Genomic DNA, 24,617 nt, shown 5'->3' with positions numbered 1-24,617 from the left:
ATGAATTTAAAAAGAGTTGTAGTAACAGGTTTAGGTGCCCTTACACCACTAGGCAATACCGTCCAGGAATATTGGAAAGGTCTGGCTAATGGTGTAAGCGGTGCTGCTCCTATTACTAAATTCGATGCATCACAATTCAAGACGCAATTTGCTTGCGAGGTTAAAAATCTCGACATCGAGCAGTTTATAGATAGAAAAGAGGCCCGTAAAATGGATCCCTTCACCCAGTATGCGATGATCGCAGCTGAGGAGGCTATGGGGGATTCCGGCTTAGACCTAGAAAAGATCGACCTTACCAAGGCCGGTGTGATCTGGGGTTCAGGCATAGGTGGCTTAAAGACTTTTCAAGATGAAGTGGCCACTTTCGCTACAGGGGACGGAACACCTCGTTTCAACCCGTTCTTCATCCCTAAAATGATCGCTGACATCAGTGCAGGGTTCATCTCTATGAAATACGGTCTTCAAGGCCCCAATTTCGTAACTGTTTCAGCCTGTGCATCAGGAACCAATGCCCTAATAGACGCATTTAACTATATTCGTCTTGGCAAAGCCAATGTATTTGTAACTGGCGGATCCGAGGCAGCAGTAACTGAAGCAGGGGTAGGCGGATTCAATGCCCTGAAAGCTTTGTCCCAAAGAAATGATTCTCCAGAGACTGCATCCAGACCGTTTGACAAGGACCGCGATGGTTTTGTACTCGGTGAAGGAGCGGGAGCGATCATTCTTGAGGAATACGAACATGCCAAAGCCCGCGGTGCTAAAATCTATGCTGAAATAGTAGGTTGCGGTATGACGGCTGATGCCCATCACATCACAGCTCCTCATCCGGAAGGTGTGGGAGCTGGTAATGTCATGAAATTCGCCTTGGAAGATGCAGGCATGACGCCGGAAGAAGTTGATTATATCAACGTCCACGGAACGTCTACACCATTGGGAGACGTAAGTGAGATCAAAGCAATCCAAAGAATATTTGGAGAGCATGCATACAAGCTCAACATAAGCAGTACTAAATCCATGACAGGCCATCTTCTTGGCGCTGCAGGTGCCATTGAAGCTATAGCTTCCATCTTGGCCATCAACAACGACTTGGTTCCTCCTACAATTAACCATTTCACCGATGATGAAGCTTTTGATGGTAAATTAAACTTAACCTTTAATAAGGCACAGGAAAGAAAAGTAAATGTAGCGTTGAGCAATACTTTCGGATTTGGGGGGCACAATGCATCCGTCATTTTCAAGAAAATAACTGAGTAAACCGACCTTGAAAATATTTCGCAAACTCAGATTACAGGAAGTACTTTACGATGAAAAGGATAAAAGGCTTGCTGCTGCCATTAAAATAATGGTGGGCAGCAAGCCTTTAAACTTGTCCATCTATAAATTAGCGCTCAAGCATTCTTCTGCTGCCGAGGAGATCAAACATGGCATCAAAGCCTCCAATGAGCGTTTGGAATTCCTTGGTGACGCAGTTTTGGGAGCTGTGGTAGCAGAACATCTTTTTATTAAATTCCCTTACCGCGACGAAGGTTTTTTGACCGAAACACGCTCGAGGATAGTCAACAGGGAATCCCTCAATCATGTGGGCCAAAAAATCGGCCTTCCCAATATTGTAGAATCCGATCTTTCCGGAAAAGGACTATACAGTCACAAATCCATCTACGGAGATACCCTAGAGGCACTGGTGGGCGCTGTCTACCTGGACCGAGGCTATAATTTCTGTAAAAAATTTGTACTGAGTAGGATCATCACCCCTCATTTCGATATAGAAAGCATCATTTCCACGACCATCAACTTCAAGAGTAAAATCATTGAGTGGTCCCAGAAGGAAAACAAGGAGATAGAGTTTTCATTAAAATCAGTTACCGGAGGCCAACGGTTCAAAGAATTCCTGATCGAACTAAAAATCGAAAACGAGGCTTTCACCGAAGGTAAAGGAGCGACCAAGAAAAAAGCAGAGCAAGAAGCCGCAAAAAATGCCTGCGAAAAACTTAATTTGGCTATTTAGAACCCTATATTTGCCAATTGTGTTTATTGGTTTCAGCAATGTCGTGCTGGTATGTCAGGTGATTTGACCAACACCCAATACGCAGGCCTCTCAAATCGAGTGGACCTTTGCTGAGTCAAACTACTATATCTATGTCTGTTTTGAAAATAGGAGGAGCCACGGTGAACCAGACCCCTTTGGACTGGTCGGGAAATCTCTCAAATATCCTGGAGGCTATTGAAGTCGCCAAACAACAAGCAATCAAATTACTGTGTTTTCCCGAACTGGCCATTACGGGCTATGGCAGTGAGGACCTTTTCTTAAGCACCTGGTATCCTGAAAAAGCATTACAACAGCTCAAAAAGCTTCTCCCCTACTGCAGTGACATCACCGTTTGTATCGGGCTTCCGGTAAGAATCGACAGCGCCCTCTACAATTGTACCGCGGTCATCGAGGAGGGAAAGGTAAAGGGGATTATGGCCAAACAGTTTTTGGCCATTGACGGCGTGCATTATGAATGCAGATGGTTTACCCCTTGGAAAGCAGGCAAGATCATCAGTTTTGATTTTTTTGGTGAAGAGGTACCCTTCGGGGACATTATATTTGACAAACAAGGCTTTAGCTATGGCTTTGAAATATGCGAGGATGCCTGGAGAGGCCATGAACGTCCAGGGCATCGACTCAAGGACCGGACGGTCGACTTGATCTTCAACCCCAGTGCAAGCCATTTTGCGATGGGAAAAAGTGCCCACAGGGAAGAATTAGTAAGAGAGAGTGCTGTCCACCTCAATGCGACTTATTTTTATATTAACCTCTTGGGGAATGAAGCGGGCAGGATGATTTTTGATGGGGAGATCCTTGTCGCTAAAGACGGCAAGCTGCTTTTCAAAAACGAACTCCTTTCCTTTAAACCCTATCAGGTGTGTTCCTATGAATTGGGAAAGGACACAACAGCTCTTCCAGACATCCCTTCAGAACATAACAAAAACAAGGAATTCACCCAAGCGGTCAGCCTTGCTCTTTTTGATTACCTAAGAAAAAGCCGGAGCAAAGGTTTTGTCCTCTCGCTTAGCGGTGGGGCCGATTCATCTTCCATTGCGGTATTGGTGGCCGAAATGGTCCGAAGAGGAGTCTTTGAACTGGGAGTGCAGGCATTTCTTAAACGGGCCCATCTTGAGCTTTCCCTGACCAGTGATGATCCCGTAAAGGAAATTACAGGACATTTGCTGACCACTGCTTATCAAGGTTCCGACAATTCTTCCTGCGAAACCTTCCAGAGCGCACAATCCTTGGCCCAAAGTATAGGAGCCACCTTCTACAGCTGGAAAATTTCAGAAGAAGTAAGTTCTTACAGTGAAAAAATAGAACGGGCAATCGGCAGGAAACTTACTTGGGAAAATGACGACATTACCCTGCAAAACATCCAGGCGCGGGTAAGAGCTCCCATTATCTGGATGCTGGCCAATATCAACAATGCCCTGTTACTGGCGACTTCCAACAGAAGTGAGGGGGATGTAGGCTATGCCACCATGGATGGAGATACCAGTGGCAGCATTTCACCTATTGCTGCTGTGGATAAGTACTTTATACTCCAGTGGCTTGGTTGGGCAGAAAAAACCCTGGGCTATTCGGGTTTGGCAAAGGTAAACTCTCTTCAGCCTACCGCAGAACTCCGGCCTCAGGAACAGCACCAAACCGACGAACATGATCTTATGCCGTACTCGGTCATCGTAGAGATCGAGCGGCTTGCGATAAGGGACCGCAGGACCCCAAAAGACATTTACTTGATCTTAAAGCAAGAACTGGACATCGATTCCGTTCTTTTGAAAACATATATCCAAAAGTTCTTCCGTCTCTGGTCCCGCAACCAGTGGAAGCGGGAAAGACTGGCCCCATCCTTCCACTTGGATGATTTCAATGTGGACCCCAAAACTTGGTGCCGATTCCCGATTCTGTCCGGAGGATTTAACGAAGAATTAATGGAATTGGACCAATTCGATGGAGAATAAAATTAACTTAGCAGAAACTAACTGAACCAATGATCAGCACTATTTTAGATTATGTTGTCTGGAGTCCCAATCCAGCAGTTTTTCCGGGTTTTGACAGGATCAGATGGTACAGCCTTCTTTTTGCATTGGGCTTTATCATTTCTCAACAAATCGTCATCTATATTTTCAAAAAAGAAGGGCATGACGAACGGCTAGTGGACAAACTAACGATCTACATGGTCCTTGCCACCATTATCGGTGCCCGACTGGGGCATGTCTTATTTTACGAACCGGACAAATACCTCAGTAACCCCATAGAGATTCTTAAAGTCTGGGAAGGTGGCTTGGCCAGTCACGGTGCGGCCTTTGCCATACTGTTTGCCCTCTGGCTTTATGTTAGGAGCACACCAAAACAGCGTTACCTTTGGGTAGTGGACAGGATTGTGATAGTAGTGGCCATGACAGGTGCGATGATCCGTTTTGGCAACCTTATGAACTCCGAAATCGGAGGCAAAGCAACCGGAACGGACAATGGCTTCGTATATGCCAGACAAACCGAAGAGATTCTTATGACCCTGAATGTTCCTGTAGAAGATGTCTCCGCGTACAAACCGGAGGGCAGAAATGGAGAGCTTAATGGAAATGGACACGTTCCATTAAATTTTGACCTGGTTATAGAAAAAGGAAATTATCAGGAAGCTGACCTGAGAAAGACCCTGGAAAATGACGTCAAATATGTCCTGACTAAATTCAACAGTTCTGACAAATACCTGGCAGAACCCGAAAACACTCCCCTGGACTATGAGTTAAAAGACCAAGGCGACCATTATCTTGCCACTGTCCGGACCTTTGGGCTGGCCAAACATCCCACGCAGATTTATGAGGCCATTTCGTATTTCATCATTTTCCTGATCCTTTATTTACTTTGGAACAAGTACAAAGACCGGTTACCTGATGGCTTGCTCTTGGGAACATTTTTAATTGCAGTTTTCGGAATGCGCTTTATCTGGGAGTTCTTTAAGGAAAACCAGGTAGAATTTGAAGAAAATCTATCGCTCAATATGGGACAGTCCCTGAGTATACCATTGGTCCTGGCAGGAATTATCCTGGTCATCCGTGCTTTGAAAGTGGGTTCCCCCACCAGCGAATCTTAAGGTACAGGGTCGTGCCCATGGCCACCCCATGGATGACAGCGACCGATTCGCTTGATGCCCATCCAGCCTCCCTTTAATATTCCATGTTTGAGGATGGCTTCCTTCATATATTGGCTGCAGGTAGGGGTATACCTGCAGGCCCCTGGAAAAAGAGGTGAAATAAGGTATTGATAAAACAACACCGGAAAAATGGCTATCTTTCTTAAAATGGTTTTCAACACATTGTCTGTTTGAGTTTAAAAAACATAAACATAAAACAAAGTTCCCTAAGTGAAACAAAAAAGCCCGACAATAGTAAACAAGCTGATCGATTCCTGCCTCACGATGGCACTATCAATGCTGTGTTTATTGTTCAGCCAGGGTTTGGTCATTGCCCAAGATATGGACTCTGTTCTTCAGGACAGCATCATCACTTCCAAGAACATTCCCGAAAAAGTCACCATCAATAACATTTTTATTATAGGCAACGAAAAAACACAAAAAAACATCATCATCCGGGAGATGGACGTTGCACCTGGGACCACTTATGATTGGGAGGAGTTTGTCAGCCTGATCACGCTGGATCAGAAAAAAATCTACAACTTACAGCTGTTTACCTCTGTGGAGATCACGCCCTTATTTGTGGAAGCAGAGGAAGTGGAACTGCTTGTTTCGGTCAAAGAAAGGTGGTACATCATTCCAAGCATCATCTTTGACCTGGCCGACCGGAATTTTTCGGAATGGTGGGTAAACCAGAACAGGGATTTTTCCAGAGTAGTGTATGGCCTAAAACTAAACCACAATAATGTGGGAGGAAGAAACGAAAAGCTGCGCATAATGGGACAGCTAGGTTTCACCCAGGCCTTTGATCTGACCTATAGTATCCCGTATATTGATAGGAACCAGTTACACGGACTGGCGGCTAGGGTCAACTACAATACTAACAAAACGATCGCTGTTCGCTCTGCTAATAACAGGCAGGTCTTTTTCTCCAATGAAAACGATGATATTCTCAGGAAAAAAATCAGCGCCAGTCTTCAATACACTTACAGGGGAAGTTTTTACAACTTTCATTTCTTCACCTTAGGTTTTAACAACACCAAAATCCATCAGGATGTGATTCAGGAAAACCCCAATTACTTCCTTACGGATAGCACACGTCAAAAATACTTTTTTGCATCCTACTTCTTCCGTCACGACAGACGAGACAATGTGGCTTATGCTACAGACGGAGAACTTCTGAATTTGGGTGTGACCCGGTACGGTCTTTTTACCAATGATGACGTAAATGAAACGGAGTTGTCGATTATTGCCAGCCGTTACTTCAAGTTCAGCGAAAAGACGCACTTTGTTACAGGTATATCAGCTTCCTCTTATCTTGGCCTTTCCCAACCCTATACCTTGGTGCGGGGAGTTGGTTATGAACCAGACTTTATACGGGGCTATGAGCTCAATGTCATAGAGGGGCAACAAACGCTCATCCATAAAAACAGTTTCCGATACAAGTTGTTGGACATTGTGTTTGACACTTCAAGGCTTATACCTATCGAGGAATTCTCTACTTTCCCCGTAAAAGCCTATTTAAGCGCTAACTTTGACCACGGCTATGTCAATGACCGGAACAATATCCCTGCAAATGCTGCTTTGACCAACACCTATCTTTATGGCTATGGCTTAGGAATAGATCTGGTCACATTTTATGATCAGGTATTCCGATTCGAATACTCCATCAATAGTCAAGGGACTAGTAATTTCTTCATCAACTTCAAAGCGCCTTTATAAGTCACTGGTTATTAGAGCCGTTTATTTCCATTTTTTGACTTTTTGTTGTAAATTATAGTACGTTCATTTTTTTTCACTATTGATTTTTTGACTTATGAAAAAGCTAATAGGGCCATTTTTGTGGCTTATACTGCTAATGCCTTCCTTGACTTTTGGGCAAAACAGCACTGAGATCATGCCAAAAGGCTCAAGAAGTGCGGGCATGGCCAATGCCAATACCACCTTGGTCGATGCCTGGAGCGTTTTTAATAACATCGGTGCCATGGGCAACTTAAACCAATCCGAAGTGTTTTGCTCCTATGACCATAGACTGGGCTTAAATGAGCTCACCACACTGGCTGCAGGAGCAACCTACGCCAGCCCCATCGGAAATCTCGGACTGAGCATTTCCCATTACGGAGGAGATCTGTTCAATCAACAGGTAATAGGTCTGGGATTTGCCCACAAAATGGGAATCGGGAGTTTGGGAATCAAGGCCTCTTATTTTCAAACCAATATGGAAGGTTATGGGAGGAGTGGACAAACCGTATTGGAACTTGGGGGAATGGCAGAGCTAGGCCCCACACTTTCCTTTGGAGCACATATCTATAATCTTTCTCGAGCAAAGATCAGCAACAATACTTCGGATTATCTGCCGACTATTGTCAAAGCAGGATTATCCTTTACTCCTAATGATAAACTGATAGCCAATATTGAAGCAGAAAAAGACATCCTTTTGGATCCCACTGTAAAACTAGGTTTGGAATATGGTTTTTCCCGAAGGTTTTGGGCACGATGCGGCATTCGCAGTCAACCCTCCAACCTCCACTTTGGTATTGGTTTCAAACCGGACCATTTCAGCATTGACTATGCTATGGGCCAAAACAACCAATTAGGTTTCACCCATCATTTTTCCTTTAACTATGCCTTCATTTCGCAATGAACCTCCGGAAACTTTATTTTTTGGTCTTTTTCATAATGGCCAGCACCTTCACAACCTGTTTTGGTCAAATCAGCAGTGATTTTAACTTAGAGGCTTTCGCAGAGAAATTGTTTGCCACTCAGGAAGAAGACCTGGACTATGAAACCTTGTATGAAAACTTGCTGCAGCTCTACCTGAGCCCCATTGATATCAACCGATGCAGTGCCGATGATCTTCAATCACTGTACATCCTTACTCCCTTACAAATCAACCGCTTTATGGAATACAGAGGGCTTTACGGAAATTTTTTATCGGTTTATGAACTTCAAGCTGTTCCGAATTTTGATATAGCAACAATCAAAAAACTGCTCCCTTTCATCACGATAAACGTTCCCCTACAGCGATTTCAGGAGGCACTTCCCCTAAGGGCCTTAGGGGAAAAATCAGCTTATTTGATTTACAGGATACGCTCAAACCTGGAAACCAGAAAGGGTTTCACCCCTCCTGACACCTTATCCAATGGCCGGTTAACAAGCCGATATATCGGCAGCCAGGGAGCACAATACCTAAGGTTCAGAAGTCATCATAGCAAAGATTTCAGCATAGGACTGACGATGGATAAAGATAGTGGAGAGTCTTTATCCTGGAACCCTAGCCAAGGGAAATTTGGCGCTGATTTCCTGAGCTATCACATTAGCCTAATGCAAAAAGGCAACTGGAAAATCATCACCTTGGGAGATTACCAGGCCCAGTTCGGTCAAGGATTGGTGTTTGGTGCAGGCTTTTCAGTTGGCAAAGGAGCGGAAACCATTACCACTATCCGAAGAAGCTCCACTGGAATCAAACCATATACCTCCTCGATGGAAAATGGCTTTTTTAGGGGACTGGCCGCAACTTACCGGAAAGGAAACATGGAGGGGAGTATCCTCTATTCTCAAGTACCTAGAGATGCCAGTCTTGAAGCTACGGACAGCCTACAGACAAGCAGCCTGGTAATACGTTCCTTGCCCGAGAGTGGTTATCACCGTACGAATTCAGAAATAAGCAATCGGGCTGCTGTCACAGAGCAGGGTCTAGGGGCCAATCTGGCCTACTTTTCTACGGATAAAAACCTTCAGATTGGTCTCAATAGTCTCCTTTCCAAATTTGAGCATCCGTACCGGCGCAATGACCAGATCTACAATCAGTATGAATTTCGAGGGCAGCTAAACCATGTGCATAGCTCCTACATTTCTTTTAACCACCAAAATCATTTTTTCTTTGGTGAAATGGCCATTTCAAAAAGTACGGGAAAAGCTTTTGTCATCGGAGCCATGAGCAGTTTGAGCCAAGACCTTGACCTTGCTGTTCACATAAGGGATTACGACAGAAACTTCCACAGCTTCTATGGGAATGCTTTTTCTGAGGGCTCCCGGCCCATCAACGAAAAAGGTATCTACCTGGCCATCAATTATCGGCCTAACAGACAATGGAGATGGTCCGGCTATTTTGATCACTTTAAATTCCCTTGGCTGAGATACAGGGTATACTCCCCCTCTTCTGGACATGAATGGCTGCAAAGAATTACCTACTCCCCTAAAAAGTCACTCTCTTTTTATCTACAAATAAGAGAAGAAATAAAGGATAGAAACATCAGCTCAACCCAAAATGAAAACCCTACCTATCAACTATCCACAGGAACAAGGAGAAACTACACCCTGAACCTTGATTATTCTATGACCAAGTATTTCTCTATCCGTACCCGAATCCAAACAAGTTCCTTTGAATTTGACCATCAAAAGACGAGGGGCTATGCCATCGCCCAAGATGCCAACCTGGCCAAGGGAAAATGGAAATGGAGTACAAGGTTTGCCTTGTTTGATACTGAGGACTATGAAAACAGACAATACATCTTTGAAAAGAATGTACTATGGGCCTTTTCCATTCCCAGCTATTATGGGCAGGGTATGCGCTATTACCTACTCACTCAATATAACCTTTCTAGAAAGCTTTCCTTTTGGATAAGGTGGAGCAGATCTGTTTACACTGACCGAGACCAAATTGGCTCCGGGCTCCAGCAAGTGGATGGTAACCGGCTTAGTGAACTTACCGCTCAGATGAGGTATCAATTTAATAAGTAAAGGCTGCCTGAGAAAACAGACAGCCTTTCTAATTACTTTTCCTTTAAAATATCCCTGATCTCCCTCAGTAAAGTTTCTTCTTTGGATGGTGCAGGTGGTGGGGCCGGCTTTGCCTCCTCTTTTTTCTCCAGCTTATTCATCATTCTAATAGCCATAAATATAAAAAAGGCGATGATGATAAAGTCCACTACATTCTGTATAAAATTACCGTACTTAATGGCAACTGCGGCCAGCTCCACTCCATCGGGAGACACCGTAGGTTCCTTTAGTACGACCATGAGCTGCTTAAAATCAACTCCTCCTAAAGCCAGTCCGATTGGTGGCATGATCACATCATTGACCAAAGAAGTAACTATTTTTCCAAAAGCACCTCCGATGATCACGGCTACTGCAAGGTCTATCACATTGCCTTTCAGTGCAAATTTCTTAAACTCTTGAACAAATCCCATATATCATTATATTAAAACCATATTAATATAATTTATTTAAGTTATAACCTGTATTAAATCAATATTTATTTTTAAAAAAAAATCAAAAAACATCATAAAATAGTAGGCAGCGCCAACTGCTTATGCTCCACCAGAAGCCAATTGATCAAATAAGACAAATTACTTCGGCCAATAACTTGATAGGAGCGCTTTGCTTTAACATAAAATAGGAAGGAAGACTTTTAGCATTTAAATTTGGACCTTCTACGCAATATCTAATTCAAAATCATTTATGAAAATTGCAAAAAGCCCTGTAGCTCCCATTAAAGACCAAGAACTTGTTTTTCATGGTCACCGCAGAATAGACCCCTACTATTGGATGAATGACAGAAATAACCCTGATGTGATCCAGTACCTGAACGAAGAAAATGATTTTCTAAAAGCCTCTTTACAGCATACCGAAAAAATGCAAGAAGAGCTTTTTCAGGAAATGAAAGGAAGGATCAAGGAAGATGATGAGAGTGTTCCCTATTTTAAGGACGGCTATTTCTATTACACCAGATTCATCAAAGGAGGGGAATATCCTTTATTCTGTAGAAAAGCCAAAACGCTTAAAAACCAAGAGGAAATCATACTGGATGTGAACCAGCTGGCTGAAGGCAATGAATATTTCAATGTCAGTACCGTCTCGGTTTCCACCAACCAACAGCTTTTGGCCTTTGCCCAGGACAATGTGGGCAGAAGAGTTTATACCATTAAATTCAAAGACCTGAATGAGGACAAACTTATAGACGATGAAATCAGTGGTGCAACGGGCAACTTGGTCTGGGCCAATGACAATCAGACCATTTTCTACTCTAAGCAGGACCCCAACACCCTGAGGTCATTCCAAATTTACCAGCACCGGCTGGGCACACCTCAAAAAGACGATAAATTAGTTTTTGAAGAACAGGATGAGACATTTACCTGTCACGTCACCAAATCAAAGTCAAAGCAATACCTCTTCATTTGCAGTGAAAGCACCGTTTCATCGGAGGTTCGCTTTATCAATGCTGACAGCCCTAATGGTGAGTTTCAGCTTATTCAAGCCAGGGAACGGGACCTGGAATATCATGTAGATCATTTTGATAGCTATTTCCTGATCCATACCAATCACCAAAAAGCCACAAACTTTAAGCTTGTCCGGACGCCGGTCAGTAAAACAGGTAAAGAAAACTGGACAGACCTTATCCCTCACCGGGAAGATGTATTGATAGAAGGCTTCGAAGTTTTTGAGGATTTCCTCGTACTAGAAGAAAGGTACAATGGGCTTACGAGGATTCAAGTCAATCCTTGGAAGGGATCCTCCCCTCATTACATTGAATTCTCCGAGCCCACCTATTCAGCGTGGATAAGTTATAACCCTGAATTTTCCACCAAATTATTGCGGTTTGGTTATAACTCCCTGACCACCCCCTCTTCCACTTTTGATTATCATATGGAAACCCGCACCAAAACACTCCTAAAACAACAGGAAGTGGTGGGAGGTTATGATCCGGAAGATTATAAATCTGAGCGTATTTGGGCAAAAGCCAGTGACGGAACGTTGATTCCCATTTCACTGGTCTATAAAAAATCCACTTTTTCCAAAGATGGCAACAGTCCTTTACTTCAGTATGCATACGGTTCATACGGTTTTAGTACGGACGCATTGTTCAGTACCAATAGACTGAGCCTACTTGACAGAGGCTTTGTATTTGCTATTGCTCATATCAGAGGAGGACAGGAAATGGGAAGGCACTGGTACGAGAATGGTAAGATGCTGCATAAAAAAAATACCTTCACCGATTTTATTTCATGTTCTGAGCACCTGATTGCTGAAAAATACACTTCCCCGGACAGGCTTTTTGCAATGGGAGGAAGTGCTGGAGGGCTATTAATGGGCACGGTAATCAACATGAAGCCGGAAATCTACAAAGGGGTCATTGCTGCTGTACCGTTTGTTGATGTGGTCACCACCATGTTGGATGAAAGCATCCCTTTGACTACCGGGGAATTTGATGAGTGGGGAAACCCCAAAGAAAAAGCTTTCTATGACTATATGCTGTCCTATTCTCCCTATGATAATATCGAGAAAAAAAGCTATCCCCATCTTCTGGTAACTTCAGGGCTTCACGATAGCCAGGTGCAGTATTGGGAGCCCACGAAATGGGTGGCAAAACTCCGGGCTTTAAAGTCCGACTCCAACCATTTGCTTTTGTACACTAATATGGATGCTGGGCATGGTGGTGCTTCCGGTCGGTTCCAGGCACTGAAAGAACTGGCCTTGGAGTACGCATTTCTTCTGGATTTAACCGAAGCTTAATGGAAACACCTTGGATAAAGAGGAGCCTCTCCCGAGGATTCTCTTTATCCTACCTTTAGGAAAAATTGAATGAAGGACCTACTGCTTCATTTCTCCTAAGTGGCTGTTCATGGACTACCCCCCATAAGTGTCGCTTAATCCTTTTATTTCTTAAAAAACAAAAACTTTTTACTAGAACTCGTTCGCACTTTTGAACCATACAAATACTATTTTATTTAATTCGTTTTTTATGATTTAAAATACATTTTTATTAATACAAAAAATTCATAAATTTAAATATTCCATTTTGTTTAGTGCATTTTCTTAAACTGGGAAACAGAATCCCTCATTTCATAAAACCTGGCTTTAAACTAAACAAGGCAGCATGGAACGCACAGCGGGATTCTACAAATAGTTTTTGTGAATTGAAACAGTAATACACCGCATAATTATTACGTATGAAATAATCGATACTTTAACTTAAAGCATCTGGCAATGTATAGACTCATGCATAAGAGCTATGATGAATTAGTCCCCATTTTCAATGAGAAACTGTGTAGAAAAATGATGAATAGCCAGTTATTTATCAGCAAAATTCGTTGTAGCACCCTTTTACTACCAAATTGGGACAGAGAATCCGATTTCAATATCAATGATCACGTTGATATATGGAGAATCCCCGTCAAAAAAATACAGAACCAGATCCAGACTGTTCTCAAATACCTTACGCCGCAGGAGACAAAAATGATGAAAAAGCTAAAAAAGGAAAGCGAGCGTTTGCAATATGCCATCAGTAAAGGATTCTTAAAATTTCTCCTGTCCAAATACCTCAACTGTCCTCCCAGTGACTTGGAAATCAGCTATGGAATGAACAACAAGCCTTTCCTAAAGGACAATAGGGACCTTTACTTCAATATTTCACATTCCCACGATTGGGTGATCTTTGCTTTCTGTAGTGAAGAACTGGGGGTGGATATTGAATTCATTGACAGTAGGATTGACTTTATGCCGCTCATTCGTAATCATTTTTCCGGCCCTGAAACTAACTTTATAGAAAGTTCCTACTCCCCCAGGCACGAATTCTTTAAGCTTTGGACACGCAAAGAATCCCTGCTTAAAGCCACTTCCCTGAGCATGACCGAAAACCTAAACCTAATCAATTGTATGGATGGTATCCAGTACATTCCTTATGAAGTAGGTGGTGGATTCGCGGATTGGAAAATCAAAAGCTTATTGATGGATGAGCTGTATGTCATGAGCATCTCCTTTCCTGTCCATTTTAGAAAAATCAGGTTTTTCGATGCCATTTGATTTCCTACTGCGCCCCCCAGATAAGCCTTATAGAACAACTGCACAGGACACAGGCAAAGGTTTCCCATCTTAAACCAATAAAAATCACCCTCCAGCTAAAACTGTTTTTTGCAAGTCCTTACAGCAATGCGCACAAACATTTGCATCATCACATCTTTTTTGAGCAGTCCGAAGTGCCTCTAAAGAATTATTAAAAGGACCTAAATAACTTAGGCTATCCATTTCCGGCATCTCTGAACATCCCTGAACATGAATGACGTGTTCTGCGTCTTTTTGTAAAAAATTTGTAAGATAAAAGAATACCATGATTGCTAATTTATAACTTAATAATAAGTAAAATTAACCCATAGACATCTTAAAGAAAATACCCCTATAGGGGTATTTTTTGATCAAAATAGATAAAAAAAACACTTGATTAATTTTATCAAGTGTTTTTTTGAATTAACTGATAGGGGAACCTGGAGCTGTCCCATCATGCGGAACCATTAATTTCAATGCCCCATCTTTATCTTCTGCCATCAGGATCATCCCCTCTGACTCTACTCCCATCATCTTCCTTGGCGCCAAATTTATCAACATGGTCACCTGTTTTCCCACAAGCTCTTCCGGGCTAAAATACTCAGCAATACCACTTAAAACCGTGCGCTTTTCCAATCCCGCATCAACAGTGAGCTTGAGTAATTTTTTGGATTTCTTTATCTTCTCTGCCGACAATATGGTAACCACCCTTAGGTCCTGCTTCACAAAATCATCATAGGTGATGATATCCTTAACCGGCGGCACAATCGCATTGGCGGCCTCGTTCTGTTTTTTGGCATCCAAAAGCTTTTGTACCTGTCCTGCTACAGCCTCATCTTCTACCTTTTCAAATAGCAATTCGGCTTTGCCGATAGCTTCCCCGCCAGTCAGCAAATCTCCTGAACCTGCATCTGTCCATTTGAGTGAGCCAGTCCCCAGCATCCTGGAGAGTTTTTCGCTGGTAAAAGGCAGGAAAGGACCTGATACGATCCCCAAGTTTGCGGCAATGTTCAAGGCAATATTCAAAATCGTCCCTGTTCTTTCTTTATCCTCCTTGATGGTCTTCCATGGTTCGGTATCGGCCAGGTATTTATTGCCCAATCGGGCAAAATCCATCACCAAGCTCAAAGCTTCCCTGAACCTGTATTTTTCTATTGATGCTGCTATTTTTTCCGGAAACTGCTTTAGCGCTTCCAATACTTCTCCATCATAAGCAGATAATTCAGCCCGCTGTGGCACGGCTCCATTGAAATACTTATGGGTAAGGACCACGGCCCGATTGACAAAATTACCATAGATGGCAACCAATTCGGAATTGTTCCTTCCCTGGAAGTCTTTCCAGGTAAAATCATTGTCCTTCGTCTCTGGAGCATTGGCTGTCAGCACATACCTAAGCACATCCTGCTTACCTGGAAAATCCTTTAAATACTCATGCAACCATACCGCCCAATTCCTCGAAGTGGAAATCTTATCCCCTTCCAAGTTCAGAAACTCATTGGCAGGCACATTATCGGGAAGCACATATTCTCCGTGGTTCTTCAGTATGGCAGGAAAAATAATGCAATGGAACACAATATTATCTTTTCCGATAAAATGGACCAATTTGGTATCCTGGTCTTTCCAATAAGGTTCCCAGTCAATCCCCTTCTCGGCTGCCCATTCCTTCGTGGAGGAGATATAACCGATTGGAGCATCAAACCACACATAAAGCACCTTGCCTTCTGCTCCTTCTACCGGTACCGGCACGCCCCAATCCATGTCCCTGGTCATCGACCGGGCCTGAAGCCCATCTCCAGTTTCCAACCAGGAGCGGCACTGCCCTAATACATTGTTTTTCCAATCGTCCTTATGGTCCTCCAAAATCCATTTTTTAAGGAAATCAGTATACCTGGCAAGGTCCAAAAACCAATGCTTGGTTTCCCTGAGTACTGGAGAATTTCCGCTCAATTTAGACTTGGGATTAATCAGGTCTGTGGGATTCAGTGAAGTGCCGCATTTTTCACACTGGTCTCCGTAGGCGTTTTCATACCCGCATTTTGGACATGTTCCCTCTATATATCGGTCCGCCAAAAATTGTCCCGCTTCCTCATCATAATATTGTTCTGTGGATTGCTCCAAAAACTCGCCTTTTTCGTAGAGATCTTTAAAAAATGCCGAGGCAGTCTCATGATGAATAGGCGCACTGGTTCTGGAATAATGGTCAAAACTGATACCGAATTCCTCAAAACTCGCCTTCATGATGCCATGGTAACGGTCAACAATTTCCTGAGGACTTACCCCTTCTTTTTTGGCTTTGATGGTGATTGCTACTCCATGTTCATCAGATCCGCAAATGTACGCCACATCTTTGCCCAAAGAACGCAGATAACGTACATAGATATCCGATGGAATATAACATCCCGCTAAGTGCCCTATATGCAATGGACCATTGGCATAAGGCAAGGCAGAGGTCACTGTATATCTTTTAAAATCTTTTTTGCTCATAGGCTGCAAAGATAGGCAAATTTGTATTTTTAGAAGGAAAATCCCACGCTGGATTTGACCAAATCCAGTAGTCCTTCCCAATTTCCTCCTGCCTGAATTGTAACCTATAGGTCAAAACCTCCTCTCATCCTTTTTACCTTAACCCTTTGCCCCTCTTAAAGGCAACTTGTTCATCATCTCAGACCTGTTCCCCCAAATTTAAGTGGTGGCAGCAGTCTCGGTTTTTTGGGGGAGTTTATGGGATTCAAAAATTTGTGTCCTTATACTCACCAAAATAGTTATACAGATCCCCATAAAGGCAATCAGTGCGAAGGAGACCTGTAGGTCAAACAGCTCTGCAACAAATCCAATCAATGGAGGCCCCAATAAAAAACCAAAAAAAGAAATGGTAGACACCAAGGCCAAGGCAATTCCTGGCGAATACATCGTAGACCTTCCTGCAATACTGTAGGACAAAGGAATGACTGAAGCAGTCCCGATACCTACCAATAAAAACCCTACGATCACACTGGTAAACACAGGATAGGCCACAGAAAGTAAGAGCCCAGCTCCGATAAGCCCACCACTTAACCTTAGCATGGCAATTTTCCCCCACTTATTGGCCAGTGCATCAGAAAAGAACCTCCCCGATGCCATGGCGCCCATAAAGGCTACATACCCAAAAGGCACTAATTCTGATGGGGCCAATACTACTTTTTTGATATAAACACCGCTCCAATCAAACATACAGCCTTCACACATCATTCCGAAAAAACCTACCAGCCCAACTCTCAGCAAAATGGCATCAGGCTTCCTCAACACCAGCCCTCCTCCATCTTGACTTTTCCTATCCTTAAACAAGAATTTATTGGAAAATAACAGAATGAGCATCATGATACCGATCACCACCCAATAATGTTCACTTGGCGCCATCTCCAGCTTTATCATCAACGCTCCAATTCCCGCCCCTGTAAAACCTGCCAGACTCCATAGGCCATGAAAGGAACCCAAAATACTTCTTCTGTACCTGTCCTCTACCAGTAAGGCCTGTGTATTCAAGGAAATGTTCATAATATTGCCCATCACTCCAAAAAGGATTACAGCCATGCCTAACTGAAAAACATTGCCCATATAGCCCAAGCTCAAAAGAGAAAGGCCATAGGCTATGCTACCGACCACGATGACTTTTCTGCTCCCGTATCTATCCACCGCCCAACCAGCCAATGGCAAAGCCATCAAGGACCCTATGGGCATTCCCAAGAGCAATGTCCCCAGTTCTCCTTCCGTCAAATCGAAGGCCTGCTGAAAATCTGGTATCCGCGATGCCCAAGAAGCAAAACTCAGTCCCGCCAGAAAAAAAAGTGAGCCGAGCGCTATCCTCCTCTTTCTTAATAAGTTCATAGGTTTTTTAATAGGTTGTACCCTACAAAGTAACGGACTTTTTTAGCATTCCAGAGCCCCTTCTCCAGATAAAAACACATCAATCGATTGCAATGGTGCTTTAATTTAGTACACAATAAAAAAAATCTTCCTTCCACAGCTCTGCTCCTTTTTTGCCATTCCCTTTATAATTACCTTGTGCTACTATCCCATCATACATTTATGGAATTCGTTATTGCAGGAGTTACGGTATTATTGGCTATCCTATTGATCAGAATGATCTATAAAAAAGTTTTCAAATGACGGTTGACTTTTGAGCAAACCTGATCATTTTTTCTTCTTATTGGCAGAAATGAAGATAAAAAAAATGGACGCCAAATCTCGGCATCCATATCCTATATAAAGTAAATAGCCCTTAATTGGGCAGTTTGTGCTCAAACTTCCCATAAACCCAAGTACCCAACAGTGCACTCATCAAGGTCACAAGTACAACGGTATAACCGGTACCAATCTGGGCAAACAATGGGCCAGGGCAGGCTCCGGTGATGGCCCAGCCTAAACCAAATATAAAACCTCCAATGATTTGTCCCTTCCGAAATTCCTTATCCCTCAACTCCACCTTTTCACCTGAAAGGGTCTTGATATTGAATTTCTTAATAAGGTAGATAGATAGCATACCAACGGCAATGGCCGAACCTATCACCCCATACATAAAAAAGGATTGCAACCTGAACATTTCTTGGATCCTAAACCAGGAAATCACTTCCGACTTCACCAATACAATCCCGAAAAAAACGCCCACCACTAGGTATTTTAACAGCTTTAATCCTTTTTCTTCCTTCCCCAAAAAGCCTGAAGGTTTATGCTCAAGCGTATCCCGATGTTTTTCTAATGTTTTCATTTCTTCAATATCATTTATATTCCAGCCCATTTCATCAATACAGGAAGCAACCAATGTGTCATCACAAACCCTCCGATCATAAAGAAAGCAGTTGCGACCATAGAAGGCCACTGCAAATTACTGATTCCCATAATTGCATGACCGGAAGTACATCCTCCTGCATACCGAGTTCCAAAACCAACCATAAAACCACCCAACACAAAGAATATCAACCCCTTCATGCTCAACACATTTCCCCATGAGAATATGGATTCCGGCAAAAGGTTGGAATACTTTGTAATCCCCAAAGCAGCCAGATCCCTCTGCGTACTCTCTGCCACCACTACGGCCTCGGGGTTGGATAAAAAAGTCCCTGTCAATACTCCCCCCAACATCACACCGAATACGAAATAGAGATTCCACGACTCTTTCCGCCAGTTATAACTAAAAAAGGGAATTTTGGCAGGCACACAGGCTGCACATATATGCCGCAGTGAGGAAGAAATCCCAAACGATTTATTCCCCAACAACAATAATACAGGCACCGTCAGCCCTAATAATGGCCCCGCTACATACCAGGGCCATGGTTGACTCATCCATTCTAATAGTTTTTCCATAATTTCATTTATAAAAGAAGCTGCCTCAAATAAGTTTAGGTCATTCGAATTCAATGATGATTGAATTAAGTTTACCTCACACAGGCTGAGAATGTCCTCTACCTGCAATGAATGCACAGTTAGATCATTTTCCGTCGCGCGTGATCTATTTTCTTACCATTGGACCGCCCCTTCTTAATCATCCTTTGTTCACAATATTTATTAAAGCTTAATACTGGGGCAAACGTAGGCTGTTAATTCAAATTTACCCGAATCTTTTATCGATTTAAAGCCCCCATTGATGTCCACTAGATTTTCATAGCCCCTGGCCCTCATGATAGAGGTAAAAATCATGGACCTGTATCCACCTGCACAATGAATATAGTATTTTTTATCCTTATCTATTGAGCTCATATTCTCATTTATATAATCCAATGGATTATTTTCCGCATCGATCAGGTGCTCACTTTCGTACTCACTTTCCTTCCTTACATCAAGGATATTGATAGAAGGATCTGCTTTTTTAAGCCCCGCCAAGTCATCTACCGAAATGGAGGTGATAACATCAGTCTCCTTGCCCGCTTTAGACCAGCTTTGAAAACCACCTTTTAAGAAGCCTATGGCGTGATCATAGCCCACACGGGCCAATCTGGTAATCACCTCTTCTTCCCTACCGACATCTGCAATCACCAAAATTTCCTGGTTGATATTGGTAATCATCGTTCCTACCCAAACAGCAAAGCTCCCATCTATACCGATGTTGATGGAGTTTGGAATAAATCCTTTCGCAAAATCCTGAGGGTCCCTGGTGTCTAATAGAACCGCACCTGTTTCATTGGCCACTGCTTCAAACTCCTCCGGAGAAAGTGCTCTTTCCCCTCTTTCCAGTACTTCATCAATACTCTCATAGCCTTGGATATTCATCCGTACATTTTTGGGGAAGTAAGCAGGAGGCGGGGTAAGCCCTGTGGTCAATTTTTTGATAAACTCTTCCTTGCTCATATCCTGCAAAGCATAGTTTGTCTTTTTCTGATTCCCCAGGGTATCGGAAGTCTCCTTGCTCATATTTTTACCACATGCACTTCCTGCTCCATGCGCCGGATAGACCACCAAATGATCCGGTAAAGGCATGATTTTGTTTCTCAGCGAGTCATACAACAGCCCTGCTTGCTTTTCTTGGGTCAGCTCCTCAGCTACTTTTTGCGCTAAATCCGGCCGGCCTACATCTCCTATAAACAACGTATCTCCGGTAAAAATCGCCTCTTCCTTGCCCTCCTTATTCGTCAACAGATAGCAAGTGCTCTCCATGGTATGACCTGGGGTATGTATTGCCCTGATCCTTGCATTTCCCAGCTGAAACTCTTCCCCGTCCTTTACCTTGACTGCCTCAAATCCCAGTTGAGTTTCCGTAGGCCCAAAAACGATCTTTGCACCGGTCTTATCGGCCAGATCTTTATGTCCGGAGACAAAATCCGCATGAAAATGGGTTTCGAAAACGTATTTAATTTTCGCGCCGTTCCTTTTTGCTTTTTCTATATAAGGTTCTACCTCCCTTAATGGATCAATAATGGCCGCTTCCCCACTGGACTCCAAATAGTAAGCTCCCTGGGCCAAACATCCTGTATAAATCTGTTCTACTTTCATTGCTTAATACGATATGCGGTTAATCTTTTCTCTACTAATTTGGTTGTACTATCTGCTGTGAACTGGTTCAAGACTTCAGACCTGTACTTTACTATTTTTACTTCACCCAACTAGTTCAAGTCTTCAGACTTGGACTTTAGACTTGGACTTCAGACTTGGACTTTAGACTTTACTATTTCTACTCGTAAGTCAATGGAATAGTTCCACTATTGCCATGAATCTAATACGAAGTTAAGGCCTACATTTAAGCCTGACAGTGACTTCTATCACATATCCTTAAAATGGCCCTTCATCACCCTAAGATTTCGGACAGGAGAATGTACAGCCCCATAGCCAGGACAAACCATCCAAAAAACTTTTTCAATGTGGCTTCTTTTATCTGTTTCGACAGCTTACTTCCCAAAAAGATCCCGCTAATGGATAAGGCCGTAAAGGCCAACAGAAAGCCCCAATCCATTTTCACCGCGCCCAAATCCCCTGTAAATCCCAAAAGTGACTTGGCTGCAATGATCAACAGGGAAGTTCCTACCGCCTTCTTCATGGGCAGTTTGGCCAAAATCACAAGCGCAGGAATGATCAAAAAGCCTCCTCCAGCCCCAACCATTCCAGTGATCGTGCCTTCGAACAACCCTTGAACTGCAATCATCGGATAATTGAACCTTTCCCCGCTCCGCTTGGGCCTGAGCTTTTTTCCATTTTTTATCATTGAAAAGGCTGAAGAAACCATGATCAGTGCAAAAAAAACCATGATAGCCACATCTCTTGGCACGACGACATCTCTAAAAGTAAAAAGTACATCCGGAAGCTGGTGGACGACAAATTTCCTGGTAAGAAACACGGCTGTAAAGGACGGAATGGCAAACACCAGCGCTGTTTTGTAAGAAATGCTTCCCCTGGCCATATAGGAAAAAGACCCAACCAATGAAGTTCCGCCCACCACAAAAAGGGAATAAGCGGTCGCAACAACCGGGGATATACCGAATAAATAGACTAGGATCGGCACGGTCAATATAGACCCTCCCCCTCCAATCAATCCCAAACTCATCCCAATAACCAGAGAAGCCAAAAAGCCAAAAATGATAATAATGTCCATTTACAGTTGATCTATGCGTTCTTATCTTGAGAGCAAAGCTAGGGCTTCCTGATGATCATTCAGGTGACTTTTGTTACATTGGCTTTTCTCAAAGCTTTCGAATTTCCCATGAAAACACCTTTTCAACCTGAATTTCATCCTTTTCGCCAACAACCAAACCTATTAAAAATATCCTACAAAAGGGTATTTCCCCGTTGTTTTATGGAGGCAACATCATGTAATAATAGATCGATCAGCCATTTTGGAGGTGTTGAAAAAAAGCAATTTATTTTCTTTTGCCCAAACCTCTTCTGAGCTGATCCTGAAAAACGTAAGGAATTCACTGGTGATTCTCCTGCCCAAGGGCATGAATTTTGGGTTTAACTACTTATATTAACTATACAATTCATTCGGTAAGCCATGAAAATCCTCTTAGCTACTGATTTCTCTGACAATGCCCTCAATGCATTCCAATTTGCCAGGCATTTGGCCCAGAACCATGCGGGCTCCATCACCCTGCTGTTTGCCTTTACACCTATTTATGATTTTGCCGCGCAGGTGGCGGATTATATCATTACCGTAGAAAAACAAGCTAAAAAAGAACTTAAAGCGTTGGAACAATCAGCCAAAGCGGATGGCATCACCACCGGCCACCTGATCAAACAGGAAACTGCATCTTCAGCCATTTGTGCTGAGGCAAAAAGTGGAGATTATGACCTTGTTATTGTTGGCAGTCACGGTGAGAACAAAATAAGACATGCTTTTCTCGGATCCACCACTTCAGAGGTGATCAAGCATTGCCCAAAACCGGTCATGTGCATACCACAGGGTGCCAGTTTCCATAAAATAGAATCCATCTCATTGGCCATGGAACTGAACAAGGAGGACATCATCTTCTTGGGCCAGCTCATCATGCTGACCAAGGAATATCATCTTCCTTATAAAATAATCCACATCAAAAAAGAGGAAGAGGAAGTCCATCAATTGACTTTTTTCGAATTGTCAAGCTACCTGAAGGATCGATTTCCCCAGCTGACCATTCAGTTTGAGGAAGTTTTAGCCCATGGGGTAAACAAAGGGCTTCTCAATTACCTGGAGCAAAACTCACAAACAATGTTATCCATGTTTTCCAGGCACCATGGCTTTTTCGATTACCTGTTCAACAAAAGCCACTGCGCTGAAATGGCCCTGCAGACCACTGTTCCCCTATTGGTATTGAAATAAAAAATTAAAACCCGGACTCACCTTCAAAACTGCTCCTTGTTGATCAATTCTTTAAAATCATCACGGACATAAATTTTATTCCTTCCCAGCTCTATCCACTTTTTCTTCTCTAGTTGCTTTAACAATCTCGAAATCACTTCCCTCGATGTCCCCAGTTCTTTGGCTATTTCCAAATGCGTGATCTGCAGCTCATTGCTATTGAACTTCTCCCTTTTTACCTGTATATACCGCATTAGCCGCTGATCCATTTTAAGAAAAGCCACTGCATCCAATGCCTTCAGCATCTCCTGAAACCTGGTTTGGTAGGTTTGGGTAACGAAATCCTTCCATTGTCGGAATTCTTCACTCCACTTTTCATGAAAGCGTACCGGAACACCTAAAATAAGGGTGTCCTCTTCTGCTACCGCCTTAATTTCGCTAGGTTTGGACGCATCACAACAGGTCAAGGACAATGCACAGGTCTCTCCCGGATATAAATAATACAGGAACAATTCCCTTCCTTCCTCGTCCACTCTTAACACCTTTATGGCCCCTTCCAGTACTATGGGCACCATTTTGACAAACTGCCCCGGTTCCATGATGCTTTGTCCGGCAGGCACTTTGACTTCATGCCCCTCCTTCTTGATACTCTCCAGAAGCACCGTGTCCGTGATCCCAGACAACACACTGTTCAATGTCTTTGTTTCCATTTGATACTTATTTCACCACCCCGTATACCACTTCTCCGTCCAACACATCCCTGAGTACTGTAGCTCCTGCACCAATAGTACATGATTCTCCAATCCTTTTTCCTGGCAGCACCGTGCTCCCCGCTCCTACTAAACTCCCCCTCCCTACTTTCACTCCTCCACACAAGGTAGTATTGGGTGCTATATGCACAAAGTCCCCCAGTTCACAATCATGGTCCACCACAGCTCCCGTATTGACGATAACCTGATTCCCGATTTTCGCATGAGCCTGGACCAGGGCTCCAGCCATGATCACCGTACCTGTGCCATAACTTGCATACTCGCTGACAAAAGCTTTATCATGAACCACAGAACCGTAGCGAACGCCTTTGCCCAACCTATCATAGATTTTCTTCCTCACGCTATTATCTCCCACAGCGATAAATGCACAATTATCCTGCAATATCTCCCCACCATTATAAGGTTTTACGGTATACTGGAGACATTGATCAATGCCTGGATTATCATCAAAGACACCGCTAATTTTGATACCACAGCTTTCAAAAGCTGTAATTACTACCTTGCCATGTCCAGAAGCACCAAAGATATACATATCTAATTGTCGATTTGAGATTTTAAACAGTGCCCCAAGCTCCAAATCACTCCAACAAAGATTCCTTTAATCCAACTTCTTTGCCATCT

General features: G+C 43.2%; 21 protein-coding genes. 10 read left to right on the top strand and 11 right to left on the bottom strand.

What is annotated here, in order from left to right; translation table 11 throughout:
- From fabF to ACYVAA_RS03370, 4 genes are all read left to right on the top strand, one after another.
- Entirely contained in the window at window positions 1–1,254 is a 1,254-nt protein-coding gene (fabF, locus tag ACYVAA_RS03385; RefSeq protein WP_460538647.1) for a beta-ketoacyl-[acyl-carrier-protein] synthase II, read from the top strand.
- A 7-nt stretch (window positions 1,255–1,261) separates the two neighbouring features.
- Window positions 1,262–2,005: a ribonuclease III family protein gene (rnc, locus tag ACYVAA_RS03380; protein ID WP_460538646.1), complete on the top strand. Its 744-nt coding sequence runs from the start codon at window positions 1,262–1,264 to the stop codon at window positions 2,003–2,005.
- Window positions 2,006–2,136: 131 nt separating this feature from the next.
- On the top strand, window positions 2,137–3,993 hold the full coding sequence (gene nadE, locus ACYVAA_RS03375) for an NAD(+) synthase (protein ID WP_460538645.1): 1,857 nt from the start codon (window positions 2,137–2,139) through the stop codon (window positions 3,991–3,993).
- A 29-nt stretch (window positions 3,994–4,022) separates the two neighbouring features.
- Complete coding sequence (locus tag ACYVAA_RS03370; protein WP_460538644.1) at window positions 4,023–5,126, top strand: prolipoprotein diacylglyceryl transferase; 1,104 nt, start codon at window positions 4,023–4,025, stop codon at window positions 5,124–5,126.
- On the opposite strand, the gene yidD is transcribed toward ACYVAA_RS03370, so the two are convergent.
- Window positions 5,123–5,344 carry a membrane protein insertion efficiency factor YidD gene (yidD, locus tag ACYVAA_RS03365; protein ID WP_460538643.1) on the bottom strand — a complete coding sequence of 74 codons (222 nt, stop codon included), beginning with the start codon at window positions 5,342–5,344 and terminating at the stop codon, window positions 5,123–5,125. The genes ACYVAA_RS03370 and yidD overlap by 4 nt on opposite strands.
- A gap of 106 nt (window positions 5,345–5,450) precedes the next feature.
- Between yidD and ACYVAA_RS03360 the strand changes: the two genes are divergently transcribed.
- The 3 genes from ACYVAA_RS03360 to ACYVAA_RS03350 all read left to right on the top strand — a co-directional run bounded on the left by ACYVAA_RS03360 (window position 5,451) and on the right by ACYVAA_RS03350 (window position 9,908).
- Entirely contained in the window at window positions 5,451–6,887 is a 1,437-nt protein-coding gene (locus tag ACYVAA_RS03360) for a POTRA domain-containing protein (protein WP_460538699.1), read from the top strand.
- Between the two features lie 94 nt (window positions 6,888–6,981).
- The gene (locus tag ACYVAA_RS03355; protein WP_460538642.1) at window positions 6,982–7,809 is read left to right on the top strand and encodes a PorV/PorQ family protein; all 828 of its coding nucleotides are present in this window, start codon (window positions 6,982–6,984) and stop codon (window positions 7,807–7,809) included.
- Window positions 7,810–7,829: 20 nt separating this feature from the next.
- Window positions 7,830–9,908 carry a ComEA family DNA-binding protein gene (locus tag ACYVAA_RS03350; RefSeq protein ID WP_460538641.1) on the top strand — a complete coding sequence of 693 codons (2,079 nt, stop codon included), beginning with the start codon at window positions 7,830–7,832 and terminating at the stop codon, window positions 9,906–9,908.
- Between the two features lie 32 nt (window positions 9,909–9,940).
- Here the strand turns inward: ACYVAA_RS03350 and mscL are convergent, their stop codons facing one another.
- Window positions 9,941–10,357, bottom strand: coding sequence for an MscL family protein (mscL, locus tag ACYVAA_RS03345; RefSeq protein ID WP_460538640.1), 417 nt, complete (start codon window positions 10,355–10,357; stop codon window positions 9,941–9,943).
- Window positions 10,358–10,628: 271 nt separating this feature from the next.
- Here mscL and ACYVAA_RS03340 point away from each other — a divergent pair, with 271 nt between their 5' ends.
- Window positions 10,629–12,680 (top strand): S9 family peptidase, encoded by a 2,052-nt coding sequence (locus tag ACYVAA_RS03340; protein ID WP_460538638.1) that lies wholly within the window; start codon window positions 10,629–10,631, stop codon window positions 12,678–12,680.
- A gap of 474 nt (window positions 12,681–13,154) precedes the next feature.
- Complete coding sequence (locus ACYVAA_RS03335) at window positions 13,155–13,970, top strand: 4'-phosphopantetheinyl transferase family protein (protein WP_460538637.1); 816 nt, start codon at window positions 13,155–13,157, stop codon at window positions 13,968–13,970.
- 84 nt (window positions 13,971–14,054) lie between these two features.
- On the opposite strand, the gene ACYVAA_RS03330 is transcribed toward ACYVAA_RS03335, so the two are convergent.
- From ACYVAA_RS03330 to ACYVAA_RS03300, 7 genes are all read right to left on the bottom strand, one after another.
- The gene (locus tag ACYVAA_RS03330) at window positions 14,055–14,276 is read right to left on the bottom strand and encodes a hypothetical protein (RefSeq protein WP_460538636.1); all 222 of its coding nucleotides are present in this window, start codon (window positions 14,274–14,276) and stop codon (window positions 14,055–14,057) included.
- A gap of 135 nt (window positions 14,277–14,411) precedes the next feature.
- The gene (gene metG, locus ACYVAA_RS03325; protein ID WP_460538635.1) at window positions 14,412–16,472 is read right to left on the bottom strand and encodes a methionine--tRNA ligase; all 2,061 of its coding nucleotides are present in this window, start codon (window positions 16,470–16,472) and stop codon (window positions 14,412–14,414) included.
- Between the two features lie 198 nt (window positions 16,473–16,670).
- A complete protein-coding gene (locus tag ACYVAA_RS03320) occupies window positions 16,671–17,852 on the bottom strand; it encodes an MFS transporter (RefSeq protein WP_460538634.1) in 1,182 nt (393 codons plus the stop codon).
- Between the two features lie 394 nt (window positions 17,853–18,246).
- Window positions 18,247–18,732, bottom strand: a complete 486-nt coding sequence (locus ACYVAA_RS03315) for a DUF6691 family protein (RefSeq protein WP_460538633.1) — start codon at window positions 18,730–18,732, stop codon at window positions 18,247–18,249.
- Window positions 18,733–18,746: 14 nt separating this feature from the next.
- Window positions 18,747–19,328: a YeeE/YedE family protein gene (locus ACYVAA_RS03310; protein WP_460538632.1), complete on the bottom strand. Its 582-nt coding sequence runs from the start codon at window positions 19,326–19,328 to the stop codon at window positions 18,747–18,749.
- A 201-nt stretch (window positions 19,329–19,529) separates the two neighbouring features.
- Window positions 19,530–20,951 carry an MBL fold metallo-hydrolase gene (locus ACYVAA_RS03305; RefSeq protein WP_460538631.1) on the bottom strand — a complete coding sequence of 474 codons (1,422 nt, stop codon included), beginning with the start codon at window positions 20,949–20,951 and terminating at the stop codon, window positions 19,530–19,532.
- Between the two features lie 292 nt (window positions 20,952–21,243).
- The gene (locus ACYVAA_RS03300; protein WP_460538630.1) at window positions 21,244–22,044 is read right to left on the bottom strand and encodes a sulfite exporter TauE/SafE family protein; all 801 of its coding nucleotides are present in this window, start codon (window positions 22,042–22,044) and stop codon (window positions 21,244–21,246) included.
- Window positions 22,045–22,443: 399 nt separating this feature from the next.
- Here ACYVAA_RS03300 and ACYVAA_RS03295 point away from each other — a divergent pair, with 399 nt between their 5' ends.
- A complete protein-coding gene (locus ACYVAA_RS03295; protein WP_460538629.1) occupies window positions 22,444–23,247 on the top strand; it encodes a universal stress protein in 804 nt (267 codons plus the stop codon).
- 23 nt (window positions 23,248–23,270) lie between these two features.
- On the opposite strand, the gene ACYVAA_RS03290 is transcribed toward ACYVAA_RS03295, so the two are convergent.
- Both ACYVAA_RS03290 and ACYVAA_RS03285 read right to left on the bottom strand, forming a co-directional pair.
- Complete coding sequence (locus tag ACYVAA_RS03290; protein WP_460538628.1) at window positions 23,271–23,936, bottom strand: Crp/Fnr family transcriptional regulator; 666 nt, start codon at window positions 23,934–23,936, stop codon at window positions 23,271–23,273.
- Between the two features lie 7 nt (window positions 23,937–23,943).
- The gene (locus ACYVAA_RS03285; protein WP_460538627.1) at window positions 23,944–24,528 is read right to left on the bottom strand and encodes an acetyltransferase; all 585 of its coding nucleotides are present in this window, start codon (window positions 24,526–24,528) and stop codon (window positions 23,944–23,946) included.
- Window positions 24,529–24,617: the final 89 nt, after the last annotated feature.

It is taken from the genome of Echinicola sediminis (assembly GCF_054777495.1).
Note: the sequence above shows the minus strand (reverse complement) of the source record. Positions and strands in the feature narration are given on the sequence as shown.